Source organism: Paenibacillus sp. DS2015, assembly GCF_050433705.1.
Lineage (GTDB): Bacteria > Bacillota > Bacilli > Paenibacillales > Paenibacillaceae > Paenibacillus_AQ.
The window spans coordinates 22,965-44,027 of record NZ_JBNPWS010000016.1; the positions used below are offsets into that span (position 1 = coordinate 22,965).

The 21,063-nt window shown below is 43.4% G+C and carries 21 protein-coding genes; 20 read left to right on the forward strand and 1 reads right to left on the reverse strand.

Features of this window, described 5'->3' with window-relative positions:
* Positions 1-22 precede the first annotated feature (22 nt).
* The 16 genes from J2T13_RS14710 to spoVM all read left to right on the forward strand — a co-directional run bounded on the left by J2T13_RS14710 (position 23) and on the right by spoVM (position 15,239).
* Positions 23-919: a YicC/YloC family endoribonuclease gene (locus J2T13_RS14710; protein WP_429372514.1), complete on the forward strand. Its 897-nt coding sequence runs from the start codon at positions 23-25 to the stop codon at positions 917-919.
* Positions 920-973: 54 nt separating this feature from the next.
* Complete coding sequence (gene remA, locus J2T13_RS14715) at positions 974-1,234, forward strand: extracellular matrix/biofilm regulator RemA (protein ID WP_044876249.1); 261 nt, start codon at positions 974-976, stop codon at positions 1,232-1,234.
* Between the two features lie 13 nt (positions 1,235-1,247).
* Positions 1,248-1,823: a guanylate kinase gene (gene gmk, locus J2T13_RS14720; protein ID WP_429372691.1), complete on the forward strand. Its 576-nt coding sequence runs from the start codon at positions 1,248-1,250 to the stop codon at positions 1,821-1,823.
* A 91-nt stretch (positions 1,824-1,914) separates the two neighbouring features.
* Positions 1,915-2,130, forward strand: a complete 216-nt coding sequence (rpoZ, locus tag J2T13_RS14725) for a DNA-directed RNA polymerase subunit omega (RefSeq protein WP_429372517.1) — start codon at positions 1,915-1,917, stop codon at positions 2,128-2,130.
* 130 nt (positions 2,131-2,260) lie between these two features.
* A complete protein-coding gene (coaBC, locus tag J2T13_RS14730) occupies positions 2,261-3,481 on the forward strand; it encodes a bifunctional phosphopantothenoylcysteine decarboxylase/phosphopantothenate--cysteine ligase CoaBC (protein WP_429372519.1) in 1,221 nt (406 codons plus the stop codon).
* Positions 3,481-6,009 (forward strand): primosomal protein N', encoded by a 2,529-nt coding sequence (gene priA, locus J2T13_RS14735; protein WP_429372521.1) that lies wholly within the window; start codon positions 3,481-3,483, stop codon positions 6,007-6,009. The genes coaBC and priA overlap by 1 nt, the downstream gene beginning before the upstream one ends.
* Before the next feature lie 80 nt (positions 6,010-6,089).
* Positions 6,090-6,572, forward strand: coding sequence for a peptide deformylase (gene def, locus J2T13_RS14740; protein WP_429372523.1), 483 nt, complete (start codon positions 6,090-6,092; stop codon positions 6,570-6,572).
* A gap of 7 nt (positions 6,573-6,579) precedes the next feature.
* Complete coding sequence (gene fmt, locus J2T13_RS14745; protein WP_429372525.1) at positions 6,580-7,518, forward strand: methionyl-tRNA formyltransferase; 939 nt, start codon at positions 6,580-6,582, stop codon at positions 7,516-7,518.
* Complete coding sequence (rsmB, locus tag J2T13_RS14750; protein WP_429372527.1) at positions 7,515-8,900, forward strand: 16S rRNA (cytosine(967)-C(5))-methyltransferase RsmB; 1,386 nt, start codon at positions 7,515-7,517, stop codon at positions 8,898-8,900. The genes fmt and rsmB overlap by 4 nt, the downstream gene beginning before the upstream one ends.
* Before the next feature lie 147 nt (positions 8,901-9,047).
* The gene (gene rlmN / locus J2T13_RS14755; RefSeq protein ID WP_429372529.1) at positions 9,048-10,088 is read left to right on the forward strand and encodes a 23S rRNA (adenine(2503)-C(2))-methyltransferase RlmN; all 1,041 of its coding nucleotides are present in this window, start codon (positions 9,048-9,050) and stop codon (positions 10,086-10,088) included.
* Between the two features lie 6 nt (positions 10,089-10,094).
* Positions 10,095-10,871, forward strand: coding sequence for a Stp1/IreP family PP2C-type Ser/Thr phosphatase (locus tag J2T13_RS14760; RefSeq protein ID WP_429372531.1), 777 nt, complete (start codon positions 10,095-10,097; stop codon positions 10,869-10,871).
* Positions 10,868-13,084 (forward strand): Stk1 family PASTA domain-containing Ser/Thr kinase, encoded by a 2,217-nt coding sequence (gene pknB / locus J2T13_RS14765; protein WP_429372533.1) that lies wholly within the window; start codon positions 10,868-10,870, stop codon positions 13,082-13,084. Before J2T13_RS14760 ends, pknB begins: the two co-directional genes overlap by 4 nt.
* A gap of 56 nt (positions 13,085-13,140) precedes the next feature.
* Positions 13,141-14,064: a ribosome small subunit-dependent GTPase A gene (gene rsgA, locus J2T13_RS14770; protein WP_429372534.1), complete on the forward strand. Its 924-nt coding sequence runs from the start codon at positions 13,141-13,143 to the stop codon at positions 14,062-14,064.
* 5 nt (positions 14,065-14,069) lie between these two features.
* Entirely contained in the window at positions 14,070-14,732 is a 663-nt protein-coding gene (gene rpe / locus J2T13_RS14775; protein ID WP_429372536.1) for a ribulose-phosphate 3-epimerase, read from the forward strand.
* Positions 14,733-14,735: 3 nt separating this feature from the next.
* A complete protein-coding gene (locus J2T13_RS14780; protein WP_429372538.1) occupies positions 14,736-14,996 on the forward strand; it encodes a hypothetical protein in 261 nt (86 codons plus the stop codon).
* A gap of 162 nt (positions 14,997-15,158) precedes the next feature.
* A complete protein-coding gene (gene spoVM, locus J2T13_RS14785) occupies positions 15,159-15,239 on the forward strand; it encodes a stage V sporulation protein SpoVM (protein ID WP_082063033.1) in 81 nt (26 codons plus the stop codon).
* 141 nt (positions 15,240-15,380) lie between these two features.
* Here spoVM and rpmB read toward each other — a convergent pair whose 3' ends face one another.
* Positions 15,381-15,569: a 50S ribosomal protein L28 gene (gene rpmB / locus J2T13_RS14790; protein WP_429372540.1), complete on the reverse strand. Its 189-nt coding sequence runs from the start codon at positions 15,567-15,569 to the stop codon at positions 15,381-15,383.
* Between the two features lie 375 nt (positions 15,570-15,944).
* Between rpmB and J2T13_RS14795 the strand changes: the two genes are divergently transcribed.
* The 4 genes from J2T13_RS14795 (at position 15,945) to J2T13_RS14810 (ending at position 21,032) form a co-directional block, all read left to right on the forward strand.
* Entirely contained in the window at positions 15,945-17,723 is a 1,779-nt protein-coding gene (locus tag J2T13_RS14795) for a DAK2 domain-containing protein (protein WP_429372541.1), read from the forward strand.
* Between the two features lie 28 nt (positions 17,724-17,751).
* Positions 17,752-18,609: a DegV family protein gene (locus tag J2T13_RS14800; RefSeq protein WP_429372542.1), complete on the forward strand. Its 858-nt coding sequence runs from the start codon at positions 17,752-17,754 to the stop codon at positions 18,607-18,609.
* Between the two features lie 15 nt (positions 18,610-18,624).
* Positions 18,625-20,682: an ATP-dependent DNA helicase RecG gene (gene recG, locus J2T13_RS14805; RefSeq protein WP_429372543.1), complete on the forward strand. Its 2,058-nt coding sequence runs from the start codon at positions 18,625-18,627 to the stop codon at positions 20,680-20,682.
* A 62-nt stretch (positions 20,683-20,744) separates the two neighbouring features.
* Positions 20,745-21,032, forward strand: a complete 288-nt coding sequence (locus J2T13_RS14810; protein ID WP_429372544.1) for a stage VI sporulation protein F — start codon at positions 20,745-20,747, stop codon at positions 21,030-21,032.
* Positions 21,033-21,063: the final 31 nt, after the last annotated feature.

Genomic DNA, 21,063 nt, shown 5'->3' on the forward strand with positions numbered 1-21,063 from the left:
AGTGTAATGGATGTGGTGCCGAGTGTTATATAGTATGACCGGATACGGTCAATCCGCCTTGAATTTTAGGGGATACAAAGTTGAATTCGAGATCAAATCTGTGAACCATAGATACTGTGAAGTTGTGTTCAGAATGCCTCGTGAATGGACGTGCTTTGAGGATGTCATGAAGAGAACAGTACAACGGATTGTGAAGCGCGGGCGTATTGATATTTCTATTAATAAAGAGGCAGAAGAAGGAGACGTGTTATTCGGAGCACTTAATCATTCCGCTGTTAAGGCATATATGCAAGCTGCTAGTGATCTTAATGACCAATATGGCTTAGAAGGATCACTGACAGTGCGGGATATGCTATCTTTACCTAATATTCTAATCCCTCCTGATCAACTACCTGCGAATGCTGAGGATGATATGGAGGGATGGGGAGCCTTTCTCCAAGAAGGACTTGAACAAGCGCTTGAAAGATTAGTATTCATGCGAAGCACGGAAGGTAGTCATTTGTTACAAGATGTTGAGCAACGATTACAATATCTGCAATCCCTTCATAGCGAGATGGTAAGCTTTGCGCCTACCGTAGTCGAGGATTATAGATTGAAACTGAAACAGAGATTATCTGAATTACAGGATCATTCTTTCGTCTTAGATGAACATAAATTTGGAATGGAAATTGCAGTATTTGCAGATCGTTCCAACATTGATGAGGAATTAATTCGATTACAAAGTCATTTCAAACAATGTATGAGCCTACTTCGGTCAGATGAACCCATTGGACGGAAATTGGATTTTCTTATTCAAGAGATGAATAGGGAAGTTAACACAATAGGTTCTAAGGCTAATCATCTGACATTGATCACTCGTGTTGTTGAGATGAAAGCAGAACTCGAGAAAATTCGAGAGCAAGCAGCGAATATTGAATAAGGATCATGCATTTGCGAGTATAGACGGTCAAATGTATAGGGGGAAAAACTGAATATGGCAATCAAACTCATTAATATTGGCTTCGGGAATATCGTATCAGCTAACCGTATCGTTTCAATCGTAAGCCCAGAATCTGCTCCTATTAAGCGGATTATTCAGGAAGCGAGAGATCGACATATGTTGATCGATGCAACTTACGGACGCCGGACGAGAGCTGTCATCATTACCGACAGTGATCATGTCATATTATCAGCGGTACAACCGGAGACGGTTGCTCATCGTCTATCTAGCAAAGATGATGATAATGACGAATAAGATGGAGAGTAATATGTCTAGAGGATTATTAATTGTATTATCCGGCCCCTCAGGTGTCGGTAAAGGAACTGTATGTAACGCTTTACGTGGTAAAATGGACAATATAGTCTACTCTGTATCCGCGACGACTCGTCATCCTAGACTGGGTGAAGAGAATGGAGTTAATTATTTTTTTAAAAGTCGTGAGCAATTTAATGATATGATAGAACAAGATCAGCTACTTGAATATGCTGAATATGTCGGTAACTATTATGGTACACCACGGGATTTCGTGGAGCAGACGCTTGATAACGGTCAGGATATTATTCTGGAAATTGAAGTGCAAGGTGCATTGAAAGTGAAAGAGAAATTCCCTAAAGGAATATTTATCTTTCTGCTTCCACCTTCACTCGATGAACTTAAGGATCGTATTACTGGGCGTGGAACAGAGTCTCAAGATACAATAGATCATCGTTTGTCAGTTGCAGTGGATGAGATCAATTTAATGGAGCATTATGATTATGCTGTTGTAAATGATCAAATTGATCATGCCTGCAAGCGAATAGAATCTATAGTTATCGCCGAACATTGTAAAGTAAAGCAGAAGTAATCTCTTAAAGTGCGTGTTCAATAGATGAATTTTTGAACATCCCTTAAAGAATATTTCTTGAAATCTAGAAAAAAAGAAGAGGTGTCTTATCGTGTTGTATCCTTCCATTGATGAAATGATGAAAAAAGTTGACAGTAAGTATTCATTGGTTATCGCATCTTCCCGTCGTGCAAGACAATTGCGTGAAGGCGGAAAGACAAATGTGAAGAACCCGAAATCGCATAAGAACGTAGGTATCGCATTGGAAGAAATATACGCCGATATGATTGTTGTTGAACCAGGAACTGAAGAAGAGAACAACAAGTAGTAGTAACGAGAGCTTAGATTATCCATAATTCAAGGCATTACTGCTGCTCACCAGCAATAGTGCCTGTTTGTTCAACAACCGTAAGGTTGTTGTTTTTTTTCTTTATCCCAGATGAAAGCGGGGAGTATGCATGTTAAACGGTAAAAAAATAGTGTTAGGCGTAACGGGTGGAATTGCTGCTTATAAGGCGGCCGTCTTGTGTAGTAAGCTTACTCAAAAGGGTGCAGATGTTCATGTTATTATGACTTCTTCGGCTAAACAATTTATTACGGAGCTGACATTGCAGTCACTATCCAAGAATCCGGTATATAGCGATACTTTTGATGAACGTGATCCATCGGTTGTATCTCATATTGACTTGGCTGATATGGCGGATCTTGTCCTTGTGGCACCTGCAACCGCTAATATGATTGGCAAAATGGCGCATGGCTTAGCTGATGATATGTTATCTACTACGTTGCTAGCAACGATGGCTCCTGTTATGGTAGCACCGGCTATGAATGTGCATATGTATCAGCATCCAGCTGTATTAGATAATATGAATACCCTAGTGTCACGTGGCGTGATGATGATCGAACCCGGTGAGGGTTTACTGGCTTGTGGATATGTTGGCAAAGGACGGATGGAAGAACCAGAGACCATCATACAGGTGATCGAGCAATTCTTCGCCGAGCAGAAGCAAGCGGAACCCAAGCTTTTGGAAGGTAAAAAGATCGTGGTTACAGCAGGAGGAACCATTGAACGGTTAGATCCTGTTCGTTACATTACGAATGACTCTTCAGGCAAAATGGGCTTTGCTATAGCTCAAGCTGCTCACGACATGGGTGCGGATGTTCATCTTGTAATAGGGCACACAGACATGGCTCCACCTAAAGGAATTAAAGTGGTGTCTATTCAGTCTGCACAAGAAATGTACGATGCTGTGCTTGACCTGTGGGAAGATAGCGATGTGGTCATTAAGGCAGCAGCTGTGGCGGATTATCGTGCGGAGCATGTGGCTAGCAGTAAAATTAAGAAGTCCGGGAACAGAATGACGCTTGAGTTGGTCAAAACGGTGGATATTCTAGAACAACTTGGTAAATTAAAAAAATCACAGTTTTTGATCGGCTTTGCAGCGGAAACCAACGATGTAGAAACGTTTGCGAAGGAAAAGCTCGTACGTAAAAATTGCGATTTGATCGTTGCTAATGATGTATCCACTGCAGGTGCCGGTTTTCGTTCGGATACGAATATCGTACAGATTTATGACGCTGACGGTCTCGTAGAACAATTGCCCATGCTCTCTAAACAGGAAGTTGCCCGCCGATTGCTTAAGATCACTGCAGAACGTATACAAGGAGTCTATTCTTGATGGAAATGGCCAAGGTGATTGTCGATGTTCCTTCACGGGAAACCGATCGTCCATTTGACTATCTTATTCCGGAGTCCATGCGGGCGTGGATCGAAGTCGGAAGCAGAGTAGGTGTACCCTTTGGGCATCGTACCGTTCAAGGATTTGTGGTATCGCTGCATCCTAAGCCACAAGTGGAAACGTTTAAGATGAAACCGATCCAGGAAATATTGGATATTATTCCGCCCCTGTCACCAGACCTTGTGGAGCTGGCTGGATGGATGAGTAGTAGCTATGCATGCCGTGAAATAACCGCCATCCAGGCTATGGTACCCACAGCACTGAAAGGGAAAGCAGAACGGTATATTTCCATTGCAGATATAGAAGAACGTGCACAAGATGAGGATTCGTTATTTCCGGATATTGTGGAGACAGTAACGGAGGAATCACAGATTATTGCGTTCATTAGACACAAAGGTGAAGTCACGCTACAACAATTGAGTAGAGCTTATCCAGATCATGCTGGTATGCTCAAATCTTTACTTCGTAGAGGTATTCTGCAGGAAAACCAGACGATTAAGGACAAGCTACATAAGAAAACGCTCAAAGCTGTACATTTAGCTGTAAGTGTAGAAGAAGCTCGTCAAATCATTGAACAATATCCAGCTAAGGCGATGCGCCAGCGTGAAGTATTTCAATTCATCGTCGAATCTAGTGAGCTGCTTCCATTACCGTTGAAAGATATCATGTCCACTTTACAAGTCACTTCAAGTACGGTTAAGAGTATTGCAGACAAAGGATATATTACAATTGAGGATCAAGAGGTATTTCGTGATCCATACAAGGGACGATATTTCAAACCGACGACCCCGCTAACGTTAACGGATGAGCAAGGACGTGCTTATGATCAGATCGTGGATACGTTAGATCAGCGACGGCATGGTGTATTTCTACTTCATGGTGTAACGGGAAGTGGAAAGACTGAAATTTACTTGCAAACGATCCAACGTTGTTTGGAGCAAAAGCGACAGGCGATCGTGCTGGTACCGGAAATTTCGTTGACTCCCCAAATGGTGGAACGCTTTAAAGGTCGATTTGGCGATCTTGTTGCTGTGATGCACAGTCGATTGTCAGCAGGAGAGCGTTATGATGAATGGCGCAAAATACGTGAAGGCAAAGCTTCTGTTGTCGTAGGTGCCCGTTCGGCCGTCTTCGCGCCATTTATGAATCTGGGTCTTATTATTATGGATGAAGAGCATGAGACATCGTATAAACAGGAAGAGAGTCCCAAGTACCATGCTAGAGATGTCGCTGTTAAGCGAGCTCAGCAACATGGTGCAGTAGTCATACTAGGCTCTGCAACGCCATCGCTAGAGACGTACCATGCTACTAGATCTCAGTCCAACCCTAACTTTTCACCGACATTACTCGAGATGCCCACACGTGCATTAGGTAATAAGCTACCTGGAGTTCAAATTGTAGACATGCGTGAAGAATTACGTGAAGGTAACCGGTCGATGTTCAGTAGGGCATTACATGAGGCAATTAACATTCGTTTAGAGAAGCAGGAGCAGATGGTGCTGTTGCTTAATCGCCGCGGGTATTCTACTTTTGTGATGTGTCGTAGCTGTGGTTATGTTGCGGGTTGTTCTGAATGTGATATTTCTCTGACCTTCCATCAGAAATCCAACAATTTACGTTGTCACTATTGCGGTTATTCAGAACCTGCTCCAGAGGTATGCCCAGAATGTGGGAGCGAGCATATTCGATATTTCGGTACAGGTACACAACGTGTGGAGGAAGAACTAGCGAAACTATTTCCTGGTATACGAGTCATTAGAATGGACGTGGATACGACGACAGAGAAGGGTTCTCATGAGAAGTTGTTGAATCAGTTCCACAATAAAAAAGCGGATGTACTGCTTGGGACTCAAATGGTGGCTAAAGGGCTTGATTTTCCGGATGTGACGTTGGTTGGTGTGATTACGGCTGATTCTGCACTGAATTTACCAGATTTCCGTGCCGCAGAGAAAACCTTTCAGCTGCTTACCCAAGTAGCGGGACGCGCAGGTCGCCATCATTTACCAGGTGAGGTCATGATTCAGTCATATACACCAGATCATTATTCGATTATTCATGCGAGTGGGCATGATTACACCTCCTTTGTCAAAGAGGAGCTACAACATCGCCGCGGTCTACATTACCCTCCTTATTGCAGATTAATTCTAGTAACTTTGTCTCATGAGCAGTTACCCTTGTTAGTTCGAATGGCTGAGAACATGGCTTCCACCTTACAAGGAAAGGCGAGACAGCGGGGGTGGTATGGGAGTCTGGACAGATTGTCGGCAGACGCTCTTGAGGTGCTAGGACCGGTCGCTTCACCAATTCCCAGGATAAAAAATAGATACAGATTCCAATGTATGATAAAATGGCGTGGGAACATCGATGCCATCGGGCTTGTGCTGGAGGCCACGGGACATGTTCAAGATTCCGTGCACGACTCTAAATTTCAAATTAGCATAGACATAGACCCACAAATGTTAATGTAACAAACATATAATGAAGATCATCATGGTATGATTTATAAAAGTGAAAAAAAGATAATTTTTAAGGGACGGTGTTAGATCAAATGGCTATTCGTATTATCGTATTAGAACCGGATGAAGTGTTACATCAGACAGCCAAAGAAGTAAAGAAGATTACACCTAATGTTCAGAAGCTTCTGAACGATATGGCGGACACGATGTATGATGCAGAAGGTGTGGGTCTTGCAGCACCGCAGGTGGGTATTCTGAAACGTCTAATTGTGGTCGATGCAGGAGATGAGCATGGACTGATCAAGCTTATTAATCCTGAAGTTGTGTCTCAAGAAGGAGAACAATTTGGTCCAGAGGGTTGTTTAAGCATCCCTGGGATTAACGGTGACGTAAGACGTGCTGAGACGGTAACGGTTAAGGGTCTTGATCCTGAAGGTACAGAAGTAACCATTACAGGAACAGGATTACTTGCACGCGCATTTTTACACGAGATTGATCATTTGAATGGTGTGCTTTTTACGGACATTGCCGAAAAAGTATATGAGTATATACCGGAACGGCTTGGAAAGGAATGACGGCTTCATGAATATTGTATTTATGGGAACACCGGCTTTTGCCGTTCCTAGCCTACGTATGCTAATTAAAGAAGGCTATAACGTTGTCGCTGTTGTAACTCAGCCTGATCGCCCACAGGGACGTAAAAAGGTACTGACTCCGACACCAGTGAAGGAAGTAGCGCTTGAATACGGATTGCCTGTATTACAGCCGCTACGTATGCGTAGTCCTGAGGCGGTAGAGCAGTTGGCCATGTATCAGCCTGATCTGATTGTTACTGCTGCTTATGGACAGATTCTTCCAAAGGCAGTCTTGGATATGCCACGATTTGGATGTGTTAATATCCATGGCTCGTTATTGCCAAAGTATAGAGGCGGAGCGCCTATTCAGCGCTCCATCATTAATGGAGAGACGGTCACAGGGATCACATTAATGTATATGGCAGAAGGGTTAGATACAGGGGACATGATTTCTCAAGTAGAGGTCCCTATTGAGAATAATGACACTTCAGGTTCGGTGTTCGAGAAGCTTAGCGAAGTGGGTGCCTCACTACTTCAGAAGGAATTGCCTCCGTTACTAGAAGGTAAAGTGACGGCTATTCCTCAGAATGATGAAGAATCGACATATGCACCGAATCTTAAGCGTGAAGATGAGAAGATGGATTGGAATCGTAGTGCACGTGAACTATATAACCAAATCCGCGGCTTAGTACCTTTCTCTGGCGCTTTTACGATCTGGGAGGGTGAAGTGTTTAAAGTGTGGGAAGCACTTGAACCTACTGAACCTACGTCTGAATGTACTTCAGTTCCTGGAACGGTGTTAAAGCTGAGTTCAGAAGGTATAGAAGTTGCAACAGCAGATGGATCACTAACGTTGACAAAGGTACAGCCTAGTGGCAAAAAAGTGCTGGAAGTCGACTCATTCGTTCGTGGAACCAGTATGGCTAAAGGCACGGTGCTGACATGAGTAATAACGGTAACAAAACATCTAAGGGGCATAAGCCTACAGCTAGAGAGCTAGCCGTAGATGTGCTAACAAGTGTGGAACAAGAGGGTGCTTATAGCAATTTACAGTTAAACGTAGGCCTTCAAAGAGCTTCTCTGATTAGAGAGGATGCTGCACTCGCAACTGAATTGGTGTATGGTACGATATCCCGCCTAAATACACTGGATTATTTCTTGAATCGTTATGTTAGTAAAGGAATGGAGAAGTTACAGCCGTGGGTACGAAGTGTACTACGAATGAGCTTATATCAACTTCTTTATCTAGATCGAATTCCTCCGCATGCTGTTGTGAATGAAGCGGTTAATATCGCTAAGAAGCGGGGCCATCAAGGAATTTCAGGTATGGTCAATGGTGTACTACGCAATATATTGCGTAGTAAGGAAGAGTTAGTTATACCTGAGAATCTTTCACCAGTTAACAGAATTAGTCTTCAGCATTCTCACCCAAAATGGCTTGTGGAACGCTGGATAGAATTATATGGGGAAACGGTTGCTGAACAGATTTGTGCATCGAACAATGAACCTCCCTCTGTTAGTGTGCGTGTTAATACAACAATGATTAGTCGTGAGAAGATGATTAATGCCATGCTAGAGAATGGCATAGAGGCTGTTCCTTCTCCCCTGACTTCTGAGGGGATTCTCGTGAGGAGTGGAGGGAATATGGCTCTAACCGAGTGGTACCGTGATGGATGGCTGTCTGTTCAGGATGAGAGTTCCATGCTTGTTGGTACTGCGGTTGGACCTGTCTCCGGAATGAAGGTGCTGGATTGTTGTGCTGCGCCTGGGGGGAAGTCAGCTCATATCGCTGAAATAATGAAAGATGAGGGGCTAGTGGTTGCGAATGATCTATACCCTCACAAACAGAATCTGATTCGCGAACAAGCGGAACGGCTGGGGTTAGAATCCATTGAAACAGTTGTAGGAGATGCCTTGGAACTGAAGGATAGATATTCAGAAGCTTCCTTTGATCGGATTTTACTGGATGCACCTTGTTCAGGTCTTGGAGTTATACGTCGTAAACCGGACTTGAAGTGGGCTAAGACGCCTGAAGATATTCAAGGCATTGCAGCGCTTCAGTATGAATTGCTAGAAACAGTGGCTCCACTACTCCAAGTTGGGGGCATACTGGTATACAGTACTTGCACGATTGAACCTGAAGAGAATGAGAAGTTAGTGGCTCGTTTCTTGGACAACCACCCACAATTTGGAATCCCCGTAGAGGAACCCTCTTCTTGGGATGATCTACGCCAAGTGGCATTACCACGTGGAAGCGGAATACAAATTTTACCATATCATTTCAGCAGTGATGGATTTTTTATCGCTCGAATTCAGAGGTTCTCCTAAAGATCGTTGGCTTTTGCTTCATGTAACCCGCTAGCGCCGAGCTTTAGCGGGTTTTCTCTTTTACCGTCACTTTACTTTGTGTTAAAATAGTAAGAATGAGAAATAATAGTTGTAATAATATGAACAAGAAGAGCAGGTGAGAAGATAATGAAACCTTTTATATATGATTACAGTTACCAAGATCTTCAAGATTGGGCGAAGGAGAATGGTGAACCCGCTTTTCGGGGAGGCCAAATCTTCGACTGGCTGTATGTGAAACGCATTAACAACTTCCAAGAGATGACCAATCTCTCCAAAGAGCTACAACAGAAGCTAGAGGATCAGTTCCAGTTCGTGACCCTTAGTGAAATCACTAAATTTGTGTCCAAGGATGGAACTGTGAAATTCCTATTCGGATTGCATGATGATCATGCAATCGAAACCGTTATTATGAAGCATAATTATGGTAACAGTGTTTGCGTCACGACCCAAGTAGGGTGCCGGATTGGGTGTACGTTCTGTGCATCTACACTGGGTGGCTTGAAGCGGGATTTAACCGCGGGTGAGATCGTAGCACAGGTCGTTCAGGCGCAAAAGATACTTGATGAGAAAAATGAACGTGTGAGTAGCATTGTTATCATGGGCACAGGTGAGCCTTTTGAAAACTATGAAGCTACTATGAAGTTTCTACGGATTATGATTCATGAGAATGGCTTGAATATTGGGCAACGCCATATTACAGTATCAACAAGTGGGATTGTTCCTAATATTTATAAATTTGCAGATGAGAATACACAAATCAATCTTGCCATCTCGATTCATGCTCCAAATGATGCATTACGCTCGAAGTTGATGCCTGTTAACCGTCGTTTTCCTTTTGATGATGTCATGGAGTCGCTTCGTTATTATCTAGCTAAGACAGGTCGTCGTGTTTCCTTCGAATATGCACTTATCGGAGGCGTCAACGATCAACCGGAGCATGCAGAGGAATTGGCCTCTGTCTTGAAGAATATGTTATGTCATGTTAATCTGATTCCAGTTAACCATGTGCCTGAACGTAAATATGTTCGTACATCACGCAACGATATTTTCCAGTTTCAAAAGATTCTTGCAGATAACGGAGTGAATGTGACAATTCGCCGTGAACAGGGCCACGATATAGCGGCCGCCTGTGGACAACTACGGGCCAAGCATATGGAGTTGAGGTGATTATAATTGATCAAAAAAGTGTGTGTCAGCCATATTGGATGCGTGCGTTCAGTTAATGAAGATTCAGTATGGATCAGTGATAAAGAGGCCATGTACGTGCTTGGAATTGTTGCTGATGGAATGGGTGGTCATCAGGCTGGGGATCGGGCAAGTCTACTTGCGGTGGAGAGCATCTCGACAGATCTAGCTGTTCTTGAAGAAGGGATGTCGGGGGAAGCTCTACGTGCCGCTCTGGGAGATGCCATCTTACATGCGAATGACATCATTCATCGTGAGGCAGCTAACAATGAGCAGTATCACAATATGGGCACGACGGTTGTAGCGTTGCTAATGGATGGATCTTCTGGATGGATTGGTCATATTGGGGATAGTAGAGCATATAAAGTGACTAAGGGCGAAGCTGTTCAAGTTACGGAAGATCACACACTAGTCAATGAATTGTATAAAAACGGACAAATAAGTAGTGAACAATTACAAAGTCACCCACGTCGAAATGTGATTACAAGAGCTCTTGGGACGGATGCTGAAGTTGCTGTGGACTTCAATCCTATTACACTTTCTCCGGGAGAAGTTCTAGTTCTCTGCAGTGACGGTCTAACCAATATGGTGAACAGTCAGCTTCTAGGGCAAATAGCCGGAATGCAAGATGTCTCGCTGGAAGAAAGAGCAGATCGATTGCTACAACTGGCACTACTTGCCGGAGGCGATGACAATATCACGCTCGCCCTGTTTGAACTTCAAGACGAAGCTTTAGGGGAAAGTACAAAGGAGTGGGATTCATGATCGGACATGAATTGGGCGGTCGTTATGAAATTATAGAGCGCATAGGTGGGGGCGGAATGGCTCTCGTCTATAAAGCTCATGATATTTTGTTGGGCCGAAACGTTGCTATTAAGGTGCTGCGTCAACAGTTTGTGCACGATGAAGAGTTTATTCGGCGTTTTAGACGCGAGGCTCAATCAGCAGCCTCTTTATCTCATCCCAATGTAGTTAGTATTTATGATGTTGGGCAAGAAGATGAGATTCATTATATTGTGATGGAATATGTAGAAGGTTACAATCTGAATGAAATTATTAAGGAGCGAGCACCCTTGCAGGTGGAAGAATCTGTGAGAATTGCTGCGCAAATTTGTGATGCACTGGATCATGCACATCAGAACCAAATTATTCATCGAGATATAAAGCCTCATAACATTCTTATTGGTCGAAATGGTCGAGTGAAAGTTACTGATTTCGGTATAGCAAGGGCAGTGACATCCACAACAATTACACAGACGGGTTCTCTCATAGGATCTGTGCACTATTTTTCTCCTGAGCATGCTAAGGGTGTTGCGACTGGTGAGAAGTCAGACCTATACTCTCTCGGTATTGTTATGTATCAGATGTTGACGGCTACACTTCCTTTTCTGGGAGAAAGTCCGATCAGCGTGGCTCTGAAACATTTACAAGAGGAGTTTGATGATCCAAGAGATGTGAACCCACTTATTCCACAAAGTGTAGAGAATATTATATTGAAATCAATGCGCAAAAATCCTCAAGAACGTTATCAGTCTGCAAAAGAGATGATAGTGGATATAGAGACCAGTTTGCTTCCTGAAAGACGAAATGAACCTAAGCTGCAGTTTGCCGATTTTGATATAGATCAGACGCGAGCATTACCTGCAATTAAAGTACAACAACAGGGCACATCACTTAGAAGAAATAAGGATCTATTCAAAGAAGATGATGAGGATGATAAGCCTATGACAAGCAATAAAGGCAAGAAGAAGTGGGCCAAGCCTGCACTTTGGATATCATTAACGCTCTTTATACTTATTGCTATGGTAGGTGTTATCTTGTATGTGAATAATATGTTTGCTGTAGCAGAAGTTACAGTTCCAAGTGTTATAAACAAGCAGGAAGATGTTGCTGTTGCTGAACTTAAGAAGCTAGGCATTGAAGTTGACAATATCACGCGTGCGTACAAACCAGAATTTGCTGAGGGAATAGTGTATGAGCAGACTAAGAAGGAAGGTACGACGGTCAAGGAAGGATCGAGTATCGGTCTTTCGGTCAGCACAGCGAAGCCGTTCATCAACATGCCGAGCGTGAAAGGTTCAACCTTTGAAGAAGCATCTAGGATACTCATTGCTAAGATGATAAAAGAAGATAATATTACCAAAAAAGAAGAATTCAGTGATGAACCTAGCGGGACGGTTATTGGTCAAAGTCCAGGTGCGAATACCGATTTTGATGGGGACATTACGGAAATTATTTTAACTGTAAGTAAAGGTCAAGAAAGTATTCCTATGCCTAACTTAGTCGGTATGACCCAACAAGCAGCACAAAGTGAGCTTGAGGCTAAAGGGTTGAAACTTTTGGCGATTAAGGAAGATCCTAGTTATCAGGTTGAAAAAGGAAAGGTAACGCAACAGTGGCCATACGATCCGAAGGAAAAGGTGTCTCCTGGTGAAGAGATCACACTGTTTGTTAGCACAGGTTATCCAGTAGAAGCGTTAGATTATACGTTTAAACTACCGGTTGCACCTAAAGTGGAAGGTGAGAAGACGAAGGTTCGTATCACATACACTGATGCTCGTAGTGAAGAGGCTAAAGATTATGGGACGCAGTCTATTCAGACTACCCAAGTCTTCCCAGTTAAGTTAGTGTTGGCACCGAATAAGGATGCTGTTGTGTCCGTGTTTCTGGATGGACAACTTACCGATAAATACACGATTTATTATAATGATGTTAAGAATGGTACTGTTCCTGAAGTCGTAATTCAGCAACCGGAGCCTGTATTACCCATCATTGAGGATGAGCCTGTGATGCCTCCAGAGGAGCCTGATACCGATACTGAAGGTAATCCCGAGAATAATACGGGAGACGTAGAAGACGATCCAACAGCTATGACTTCTCCCGGCAAGTCAAATAACAAAGATAAGAACATAGATAAGGGCAATAAAGGGAAAGACGGTAATACGAATGGCAACCAATTAACTTCATCTAAACGATAATACCCTTTCAAAGATAGAAAGACCTACAGATCGATGGAAAGTGAGGCCAATCATGTATGCCAGATGGTGTGATCGTAAAAGCGCTCAGCGGATATTATTACGTCAAGCCAATATTGAACGGCAGGGCGGTAACGACGATAGGACAGAAAGCGATACAATGTAGAGCCCGAGGTGTGTTTAGGAATAGAGACATTACGCCTTTAGTGGGAGATCATGTCGTGTATTCACTAACAGAGAATGGCGAGGGGACTGTCACTGAGGTTAAACCTCGCCATTCCGAGTTAATTCGTCCTCAGGTGGCTAATGTACAATTTGCTGTTTTGTTATTCTCTCTTCGTGAGCCAGATCTAAATTTGGGATTATTAGATAAGTTTCTTGTTCATATTGAGCATGCTGGATTGGATACTCTGATCTGCTTAACCAAGCAAGATTTAGTGGACAACGAATTGTTGGATAAGGATGATCCGATTACGTATGTACAGGAACTTTACGAGCGTATTGGCTATGAAGTGATCGTCACAAGTTCACGTTCTGGAGCAGGTCAAGAGAGATTGAAGGAGCGTCTAGCCGGTAATATCTGTGTATTCTCAGGGCAATCTGGGGTTGGTAAATCATCTCTTATTAATGCAATGATGCCTGGATTAAACTTAGAAACTAACGAAATAAGCATGAAGTTAGGTCGAGGGAAACATACGACTCGCCATGTTGAATTGATTGAATTAGAGAACGGTGCCTTTGTAGCAGATACACCTGGATTCAGTCAGCTTGACTTCTTAGAAGTGGAAACAGATGAGTTGTCTGCTTGCTTCAGAGAATTTGCTCCGCTTGCGGCTAATTGTAAGTTTCGAGGTTGTAGCCATCTACATGAGCCAGGTTGTAAAGTTATTGAGGCTAGAGACAACGGTGATATTTCATTGGGTCGTTATAAGAACTACGAGCATTTCTATGCAGAGATCAAAGACAAGAAGCGGAGGTATTAATCCTAATGATTAAAATTGCACCCTCTATATTATCAGCTGATTTCGCCAAGCTTGGGCAAGAAGTTGCCGAAGTTGAGGCTGCTGGGGCAGATTGGATTCATGTCGATGTGATGGATGGACACTTTGTTCCTAATATCACACTAGGCCCACCTATTGTGAGCGCAATCCAGCATTACACAAGCCTGCCTTTAGATGTACATCTCATGATTGAACAACCGGAACGTTATGTAACTGACTTTATTAAGGCAGGTGCAAAGGTCATTACGGTCCATGCTGAAGCAACTAATCATCTCCATCGTTTGGTGCATATGATCAAAGAGCAGGGTGCACTAGCAGGCGTAGCCATTAATCCAGGTACACCTGCTTCAGTGATCCAAGAAGTGTTAGGTGATATTGATATGGTACTGGTTATGACAGTTAATCCTGGTTTTGGAGGACAAGCCTTCATACCTCATACACTTCATAAAATTCGGCAGTTACGTCAGTGGATGAACGAAGCTTCTTATCTTGATGTTCATATTCAGGTAGATGGTGGAATTACAGCTGAGACAGCTCCGAAGGTCGTGGAAGCAGGTGCAGATGTGCTAGTGGCGGGGAGTGCTGTATTTGGGCAGCAGGATCGAGCTCATGCGATTTCACAAATTCGCCAAAGCATAGGGAGAAAGTAAGCTATGACACTCAAAGAGTCGCTCTGGCTTACATTAGCAAGTCTAGGTACAGGTTCGTTGCTTGGTATTTTTTCACTACTAAAGTCCCCATTTAATGTGATCGCTTCATTGCTTGCGATGATGATTGCTATTTATTATTTTCGTAATTTCGAACGTAAGGGTCTTAGAATCGGATATGTTGTAGTGGCTATTCTTTATTACATTGTATTTCTATTTATGGTGTCAGTGTATAAATATAATCAGCTTGACCTTACTTTGATGTGAGGCATAGGGTATGATGTTCCCGCATAAACATGGTTACATGAGCAGATTTCTCATGTAGCCTTTTTTGTTTATATATCAGAAAGTGAAGGTACAGACAATGCTTTTTGATATTTCATTGGTAAACGTAAGATGTAGGCATGGGAATGATGGGGAGGGTGAGGTATGAAATTTTACACATTCAAGTTACCAAGGTTTTTGGGAGGATTCGTTAAAGCCATTCTTAACACATTTCACAAAAGCTAATTGTAGTAGTGAATTTGTACACCAAGGAAATCTGACACAGGTGCTAAGGGTACCGTTAACAAAATTTGTAAACCTTTTTATCGCATCAAAAAAGCACCTGCGGAAAACAAGGTGCTTTTTGTTTATATGCTGTTGTAGATATTAGGCGCGAGTGACTTTACCAGACTTAAGTGCACGAGTACTGACGTAGACACGTTTTAGTTTACCATCCACCAAAATACGAACTTTTTGCACATTAACGCCCCAGGTACGTCGGTTACGGTTGTTGGCGTGAGAAACATTATTACCGCTGCCTGGTTTTTTACCTGTCACATGACATTTGCGAGACATAGATTACACCTCCTTGTTACATTACACCTGCATTAAAACAATACTTATATATAATATCACAGCAAAAATTGCTACGTCAACCATTAGCAAAAACATTTATTTCTTATGGCTCTTATAGTACAATATTGTATAACCCGTATCTTGCATACTCGGGTAACGATTTTTTGCAGTAATGATGCGCAGTTCAGACATTACTTCTAGCCCGAGGGGTGAAACTTTTAGCATTAACAAATGGTATGATTTATTATATGATAAGTAATTAGAATAAAGTTAGTCGGTAGAGATAGGTTCGTAAAGTCTCTACATTGAAAAATGGTTGTTGAAATATACAGATGCGAGTTATGACGTATTAAAGCTAGGAAGGGGATTTCTCACTTGAGTAAGCGTTCTTTGAATGGAACAGATTTCACAGGTATGGTTCTGCTTGGAGCCGAACAATTGCAACAGCATGCCGAGCATGTCAATTCCCTGAATGTATTTCCAGTGCCGGATGGCGATACGGGAACCAATATGAATTTGACGATGACTGCGGGAGTTACAGAATTAAAGAAAAATAATACGGCTTCTATTGGATATTGTGCAGGTGTATTGTCTAAGGGACTTCTTATGGGGGCACGAGGTAATTCGGGTGTTATTCTCTCCCAATTGTTCCGTGGGTTTGGACGTTATGCCACAACCTATGAGGAATTGAATACTCAGCAATTTGCCGCGGCACTACAGATTGGTGTAGATACGGCGTACAAAGCGGTTGTTAAGCCTGTTGAGGGGACAATTCTTACCGTTGCCAAGGATGCTGCTAAACATGCCGTTTATATGTCCCGTCGGACAAGCAATATTACAGAACTAATGGAACAAGTACTTTTGAAAGCTAAAGAATCATTATCTCAGACACCAGAATTACTTCCGATCCTTAAGCAAGTAGGGGTAGTAGATTCAGGGGGTCAAGGACTAGTCTATATTTATGAAGGATTCTTACAATATCTGAAGGGTAATGTTAACACACACCCATCGGCTAATGCCTCTTCGGGCACGTTGACTCCACTGAAAGATTATACCGGTACACCGCTCCAACCACTGGTTGCTGTTAAGGTTCCTATGACGGCGCAATCTCAGCTTGATACGGCAGATATTGAGTTCTTATATGATATGGAATTCTTCATAAATCGTCAGTTAAGTCATACGCAAACTCCATTTCATGAGGGGCAATTTCGGGAAGCGTTATCAACCAATGGCGATTCTATTATTGTCATTGCTGATGATGAAATTATCAAAGTACATGTTCACTCCAAGTGTCCTGGTGAAGTGCTGAATTTGGCTCTGCAATACGGTGAAATTACACAAATTCATATTCTGAATATGCGTGAGCAACATCGTGACTTACTGTCGGCTGGGATGGATAGTGCACCTATGTCTGAAATTTTTGCTGAGATTCCAATGCAGCAGGCGACGGTTGTCGTAACGCCAGTGGAACCTCCTGCTGAGGAGATGGCCGTGTATGGCTTTATCGCGGTGTCTTCGGGTAAAGGAATCACAGAAATATTCACGAGCTTAGGCGTGGACGTGGTACTGTTTGGTGGACAAACCATGAATCCAAGTACAGAGGATTTCGTAAATGCGATTGCTTCCATTTCTGCGCAGCATATTTACATTTTACCGAACAACTCTAACATTGTACTTGCTGCGGAACAGGCACGAGAATTGCTAGAAGGAGAGCGGAGTGTCACTGTTATTCCAAGCAAGAGCATCCCGCAAGGGATGGCTGCTGCCTTTGCATTCTTGGAGGAAGAGAGTTTGGATAATAACACAGATAATATGTTAGAGGCGATTACTCAAGTCACTTCGGGACAGGTAACTCATGCTATTCGAGACACTTGCATTGATGAACTGGAAATTAAAGCCGGACAGTATATTGGAATTCAGAATTCCAAGATTGTGTCAGCTACGGAGGGTATACTTTCTACTTGTCAGGATTTATTATCCAAGATGTTAGTTAATGGGGATGAGGTTGTTACCGTCTTATCGGGTGAAGAAGCGGATTCGGAAATGACAGATGCGCTCGACACATGGTTGCAGGAGAACTATCCCAAAGCAGAAATAGAAGTTCATGAAGGCGGACAGCCCATTTATTACTATATATTCTCAGTTGAATCCTAATCGATCCATTGTGAAGAGGGGGATTTTCTTGGCTAATACCATTATAGTTACGGACAGCACGGCTGATATTCCCGCAGAGTTACTACAGAAACATCATGTTTATGTGGTTCCTCTGCGATTATTGTTTGGGCAAGAGACATTTCTGGACGGTGTAGATATATCAGCGAAGGAATTCTATGATCGATTAGCTCAGGTTAAGGAGCTACCGACAACATCACAGCCGTCTCCTGCTGATTATGTACGGATTTACGAGCAAATTAGGGAAGAACATCCAGGCTCACCGATTCTCTCCATTCATATTTCTTCTGCGCTTAGTGGAACTTATCAATCGGCTCTGATTGCTAAGTCTATGATGGAGGAGGAAGCTGATATTACGATTGTTGATTCATTGTCAGCTTCCTATGGCTTCGGTCTATTAGTCATTCATGCGGCTCGGCTTGCGAGTGAGGGATGGGCTGTAGAGCAGATTATGGAAGCTGTGGAACAGTTGCGGAAGCAACGGAAACTTTATTTTCTAGTGGATACACTTGAAAATTTGCAAAAGGGAGGGCGAATCGGCAAAGCGGCTGCTTTATTCGGTACCCTACTCAATATTAAGCCAATTCTCTCTATTGATGAAGAGGGCATTATCTATCCTGTCGAGAAGGTTAGAGGTCGTAAGAAGGCTATAGCTCGAATGATTGAATTATTTCAACAAGACTTGGGTAATATCAACACCATAAATGTGGCGGTAGGACATACGGCAGATCCGGCTTCGGCAGAATCCTTTTTAGAGGAGCTATCTAGTCATTTTAAGCTAGAAGAAGTCGTTCTAACGAACGTTGGCGCTGTAGTAGGTAGCCACGTTGGAGCTGGAGTCATTGCCGTATTTATATGGCCGGCTTGAATCGAGGTATAAATCATGAGAACTAATCTCAGTCTAGATCAAATTTCGGTGAAACAGGTACGTGGCGTGAGTGCCCTCAAAGAGGGGGAGCTTCACGCCTTTGGCATCTTTACGGTTAAGGATTTAATAGAGTATTATCCGTATCGCTATGAGGATTATCGTCTTCGTTCCTTAAGTGAGGTTAAGAGTGGGGATAAGGTGACTATTCAAGCCAAAATCGTGGGAATCCCGGTGCTACAACGTTATGGGGGAAAGTCGCGATTAACGTGTAAAATGATGGCCGAAGAGTGGATGTTTACGGGGACATGGTTTAATCGCCATTTCCTACGAGATCAATTAACACCAGGTCGAGAAATTATAGTGAACGGGAAATGGGACCAACGGCGGATGCAATTGACCGTATCGGACTCAGAGTTTCCTGATCAAGGAGTAAGACGAGGGGGGTCATTACAACCTGTATATTCTGTGGGGGCTAAGATTACGCAAGCGTGGATGCGCAAAACGATAGGACAGGCCCTGCAGCAGTATGGGGATATGATTCCAGAAATATTACCTTATACCCTGTTAGAAAAGTATCATCTGTTACCGAGGAAGCAAGCCATTATAACCATCCATCAGCCAGAAGACACCAAGGAAGGTCAACAAGGGCGTGAGCGGATGGTGTATGAGGAGTTATTTCTTTTTCAATTAAAAATGCAAGCCTTTCGAGCGTTAACGCGGGGCAGGATGGATGGGGTCGTTCACACGGTGGAGAATGCTGTGGTTCGTGAATTTGTCCGTAGTCTTCCGTTTGAATTGACGGATGCGCAGAAGCGAGTCGAATTAGAGATATTGAAGGATATGCGAGCTCCTTATTGTATGAATCGTTTACTTCAAGGTGATGTGGGGTCGGGTAAAACGATCATTGCAGCTATAGCTCTCTATGCTAGTGTACGATCAGGATTCCAAGGTGCCTTGATGGTGCCTACAGAAATACTGTCCGAGCAGCATTTACGATCATTAGTCCGCCTATTCGAGCCTTTTGGTATTTCTGTTGGTATGCTAACAGGTAGTGTGACAGGACGTAAGCGAAAGGATCTATTGGCTGCATTGCAAATGGGAATGATCGACGTTGTGGTGGGTACGCATGCGTTGATTCAGGATGAGGTATTCTTTCGCAATTTAGGAATGGTCGTCACGGATGAGCAACATCGCTTCGGTGTGAATCAGCGGAGTGTGCTACGTCGTAAAGGGTACAACCCGGACGTGTTGACGATGACAGCGACACCGATTCCACGTACACTGGCGATTACTGCTTTTGGCGATATAGATGTCTCCACCATAAATGAACGCCCTAAAGGGCGTATTCCAATTGCTACGTACTGGGTGAAACATGGCATGATGGAGCGTGTGTTGGGATTCATTTCTCGGGAAGTGGACCAAGGTCGCCAGACCTATCTGATCTGCCCTCTTATTGAGGAGTCGGAGAAGCTGGATGTGCAGAATGTTATTGATCTGCATATTCAAATGCAGCAAGCCTTTCCCGCTTATCGGGTGGGGCTGTTGCATGGCCGAATGACTCCGGTGGAGAAGGAAGCAATCATGCAAGCCTTCAACAATAATGAGATTCATCTACTTGTCTCCACCACAGTGGTGGAAGTCGGGGTCGATGTACCGAATGCTACACTCATGGTTATCATGGATGCGGATCGTTTCGGACTCTCTCAATTGCATCAATTGCGTGGACGTGTCGGTCGTGGAGCACATGCGTCCTATTGTGTGCTAATTGCGGATCCGAAGACCGAGATCGGTCAAGAACGCATGCGGGTGATGACAGAGACGGATGATGGGTTCGAGGTGTCGAGACGCGATCTAGAGCTCAGAGGGCCTGGAGATTTTTTTGGTACGAAGCAGAGTGGGTTGCCTGAATTCCGTTTAGCGGATATGCTTAGTGATTTTGCCGTGCTGGAACAAGCGCGAGATGATGTTGCATTGTTAGTTAGTGATGAGTCCTTTTGGACATCTCCTACGTATGCCCCACTTCGCCATTATTTACAGCAGGAACAGATTTTTGAAGGAAACCTGATTGATTAGGTAATTGGACAGGACTCTCGTCATATACTACATAGAATTGTAATTGACGGGAGGTGCCAATCTTGGGTTATCAGCAGTATGGAATCACCCCGCAGTTAGTGGAGCGGATTAAACTCAAAATGAAAAATGCAGCCGCCAAAGAGCGTGTCAAAAAGTTGCTTGATGGCCTCAATAAGCATGATCTACAGGACAGTGCTAAGGTGAAAAGGCTCGTAAAGTCTATTGGGAGCGCGCTACATGAGAAGTTGACGCCTGCGGAAGAAGGGCAAATTGTTAAATTTGTTCTATCTCAGAAGATTGATCCTAATAGCACACTTCATCTGATCAAGCTCTGGGGGATGTTTCGTTAACCATGGAAGTATAATAGAATTCAAATCCTCT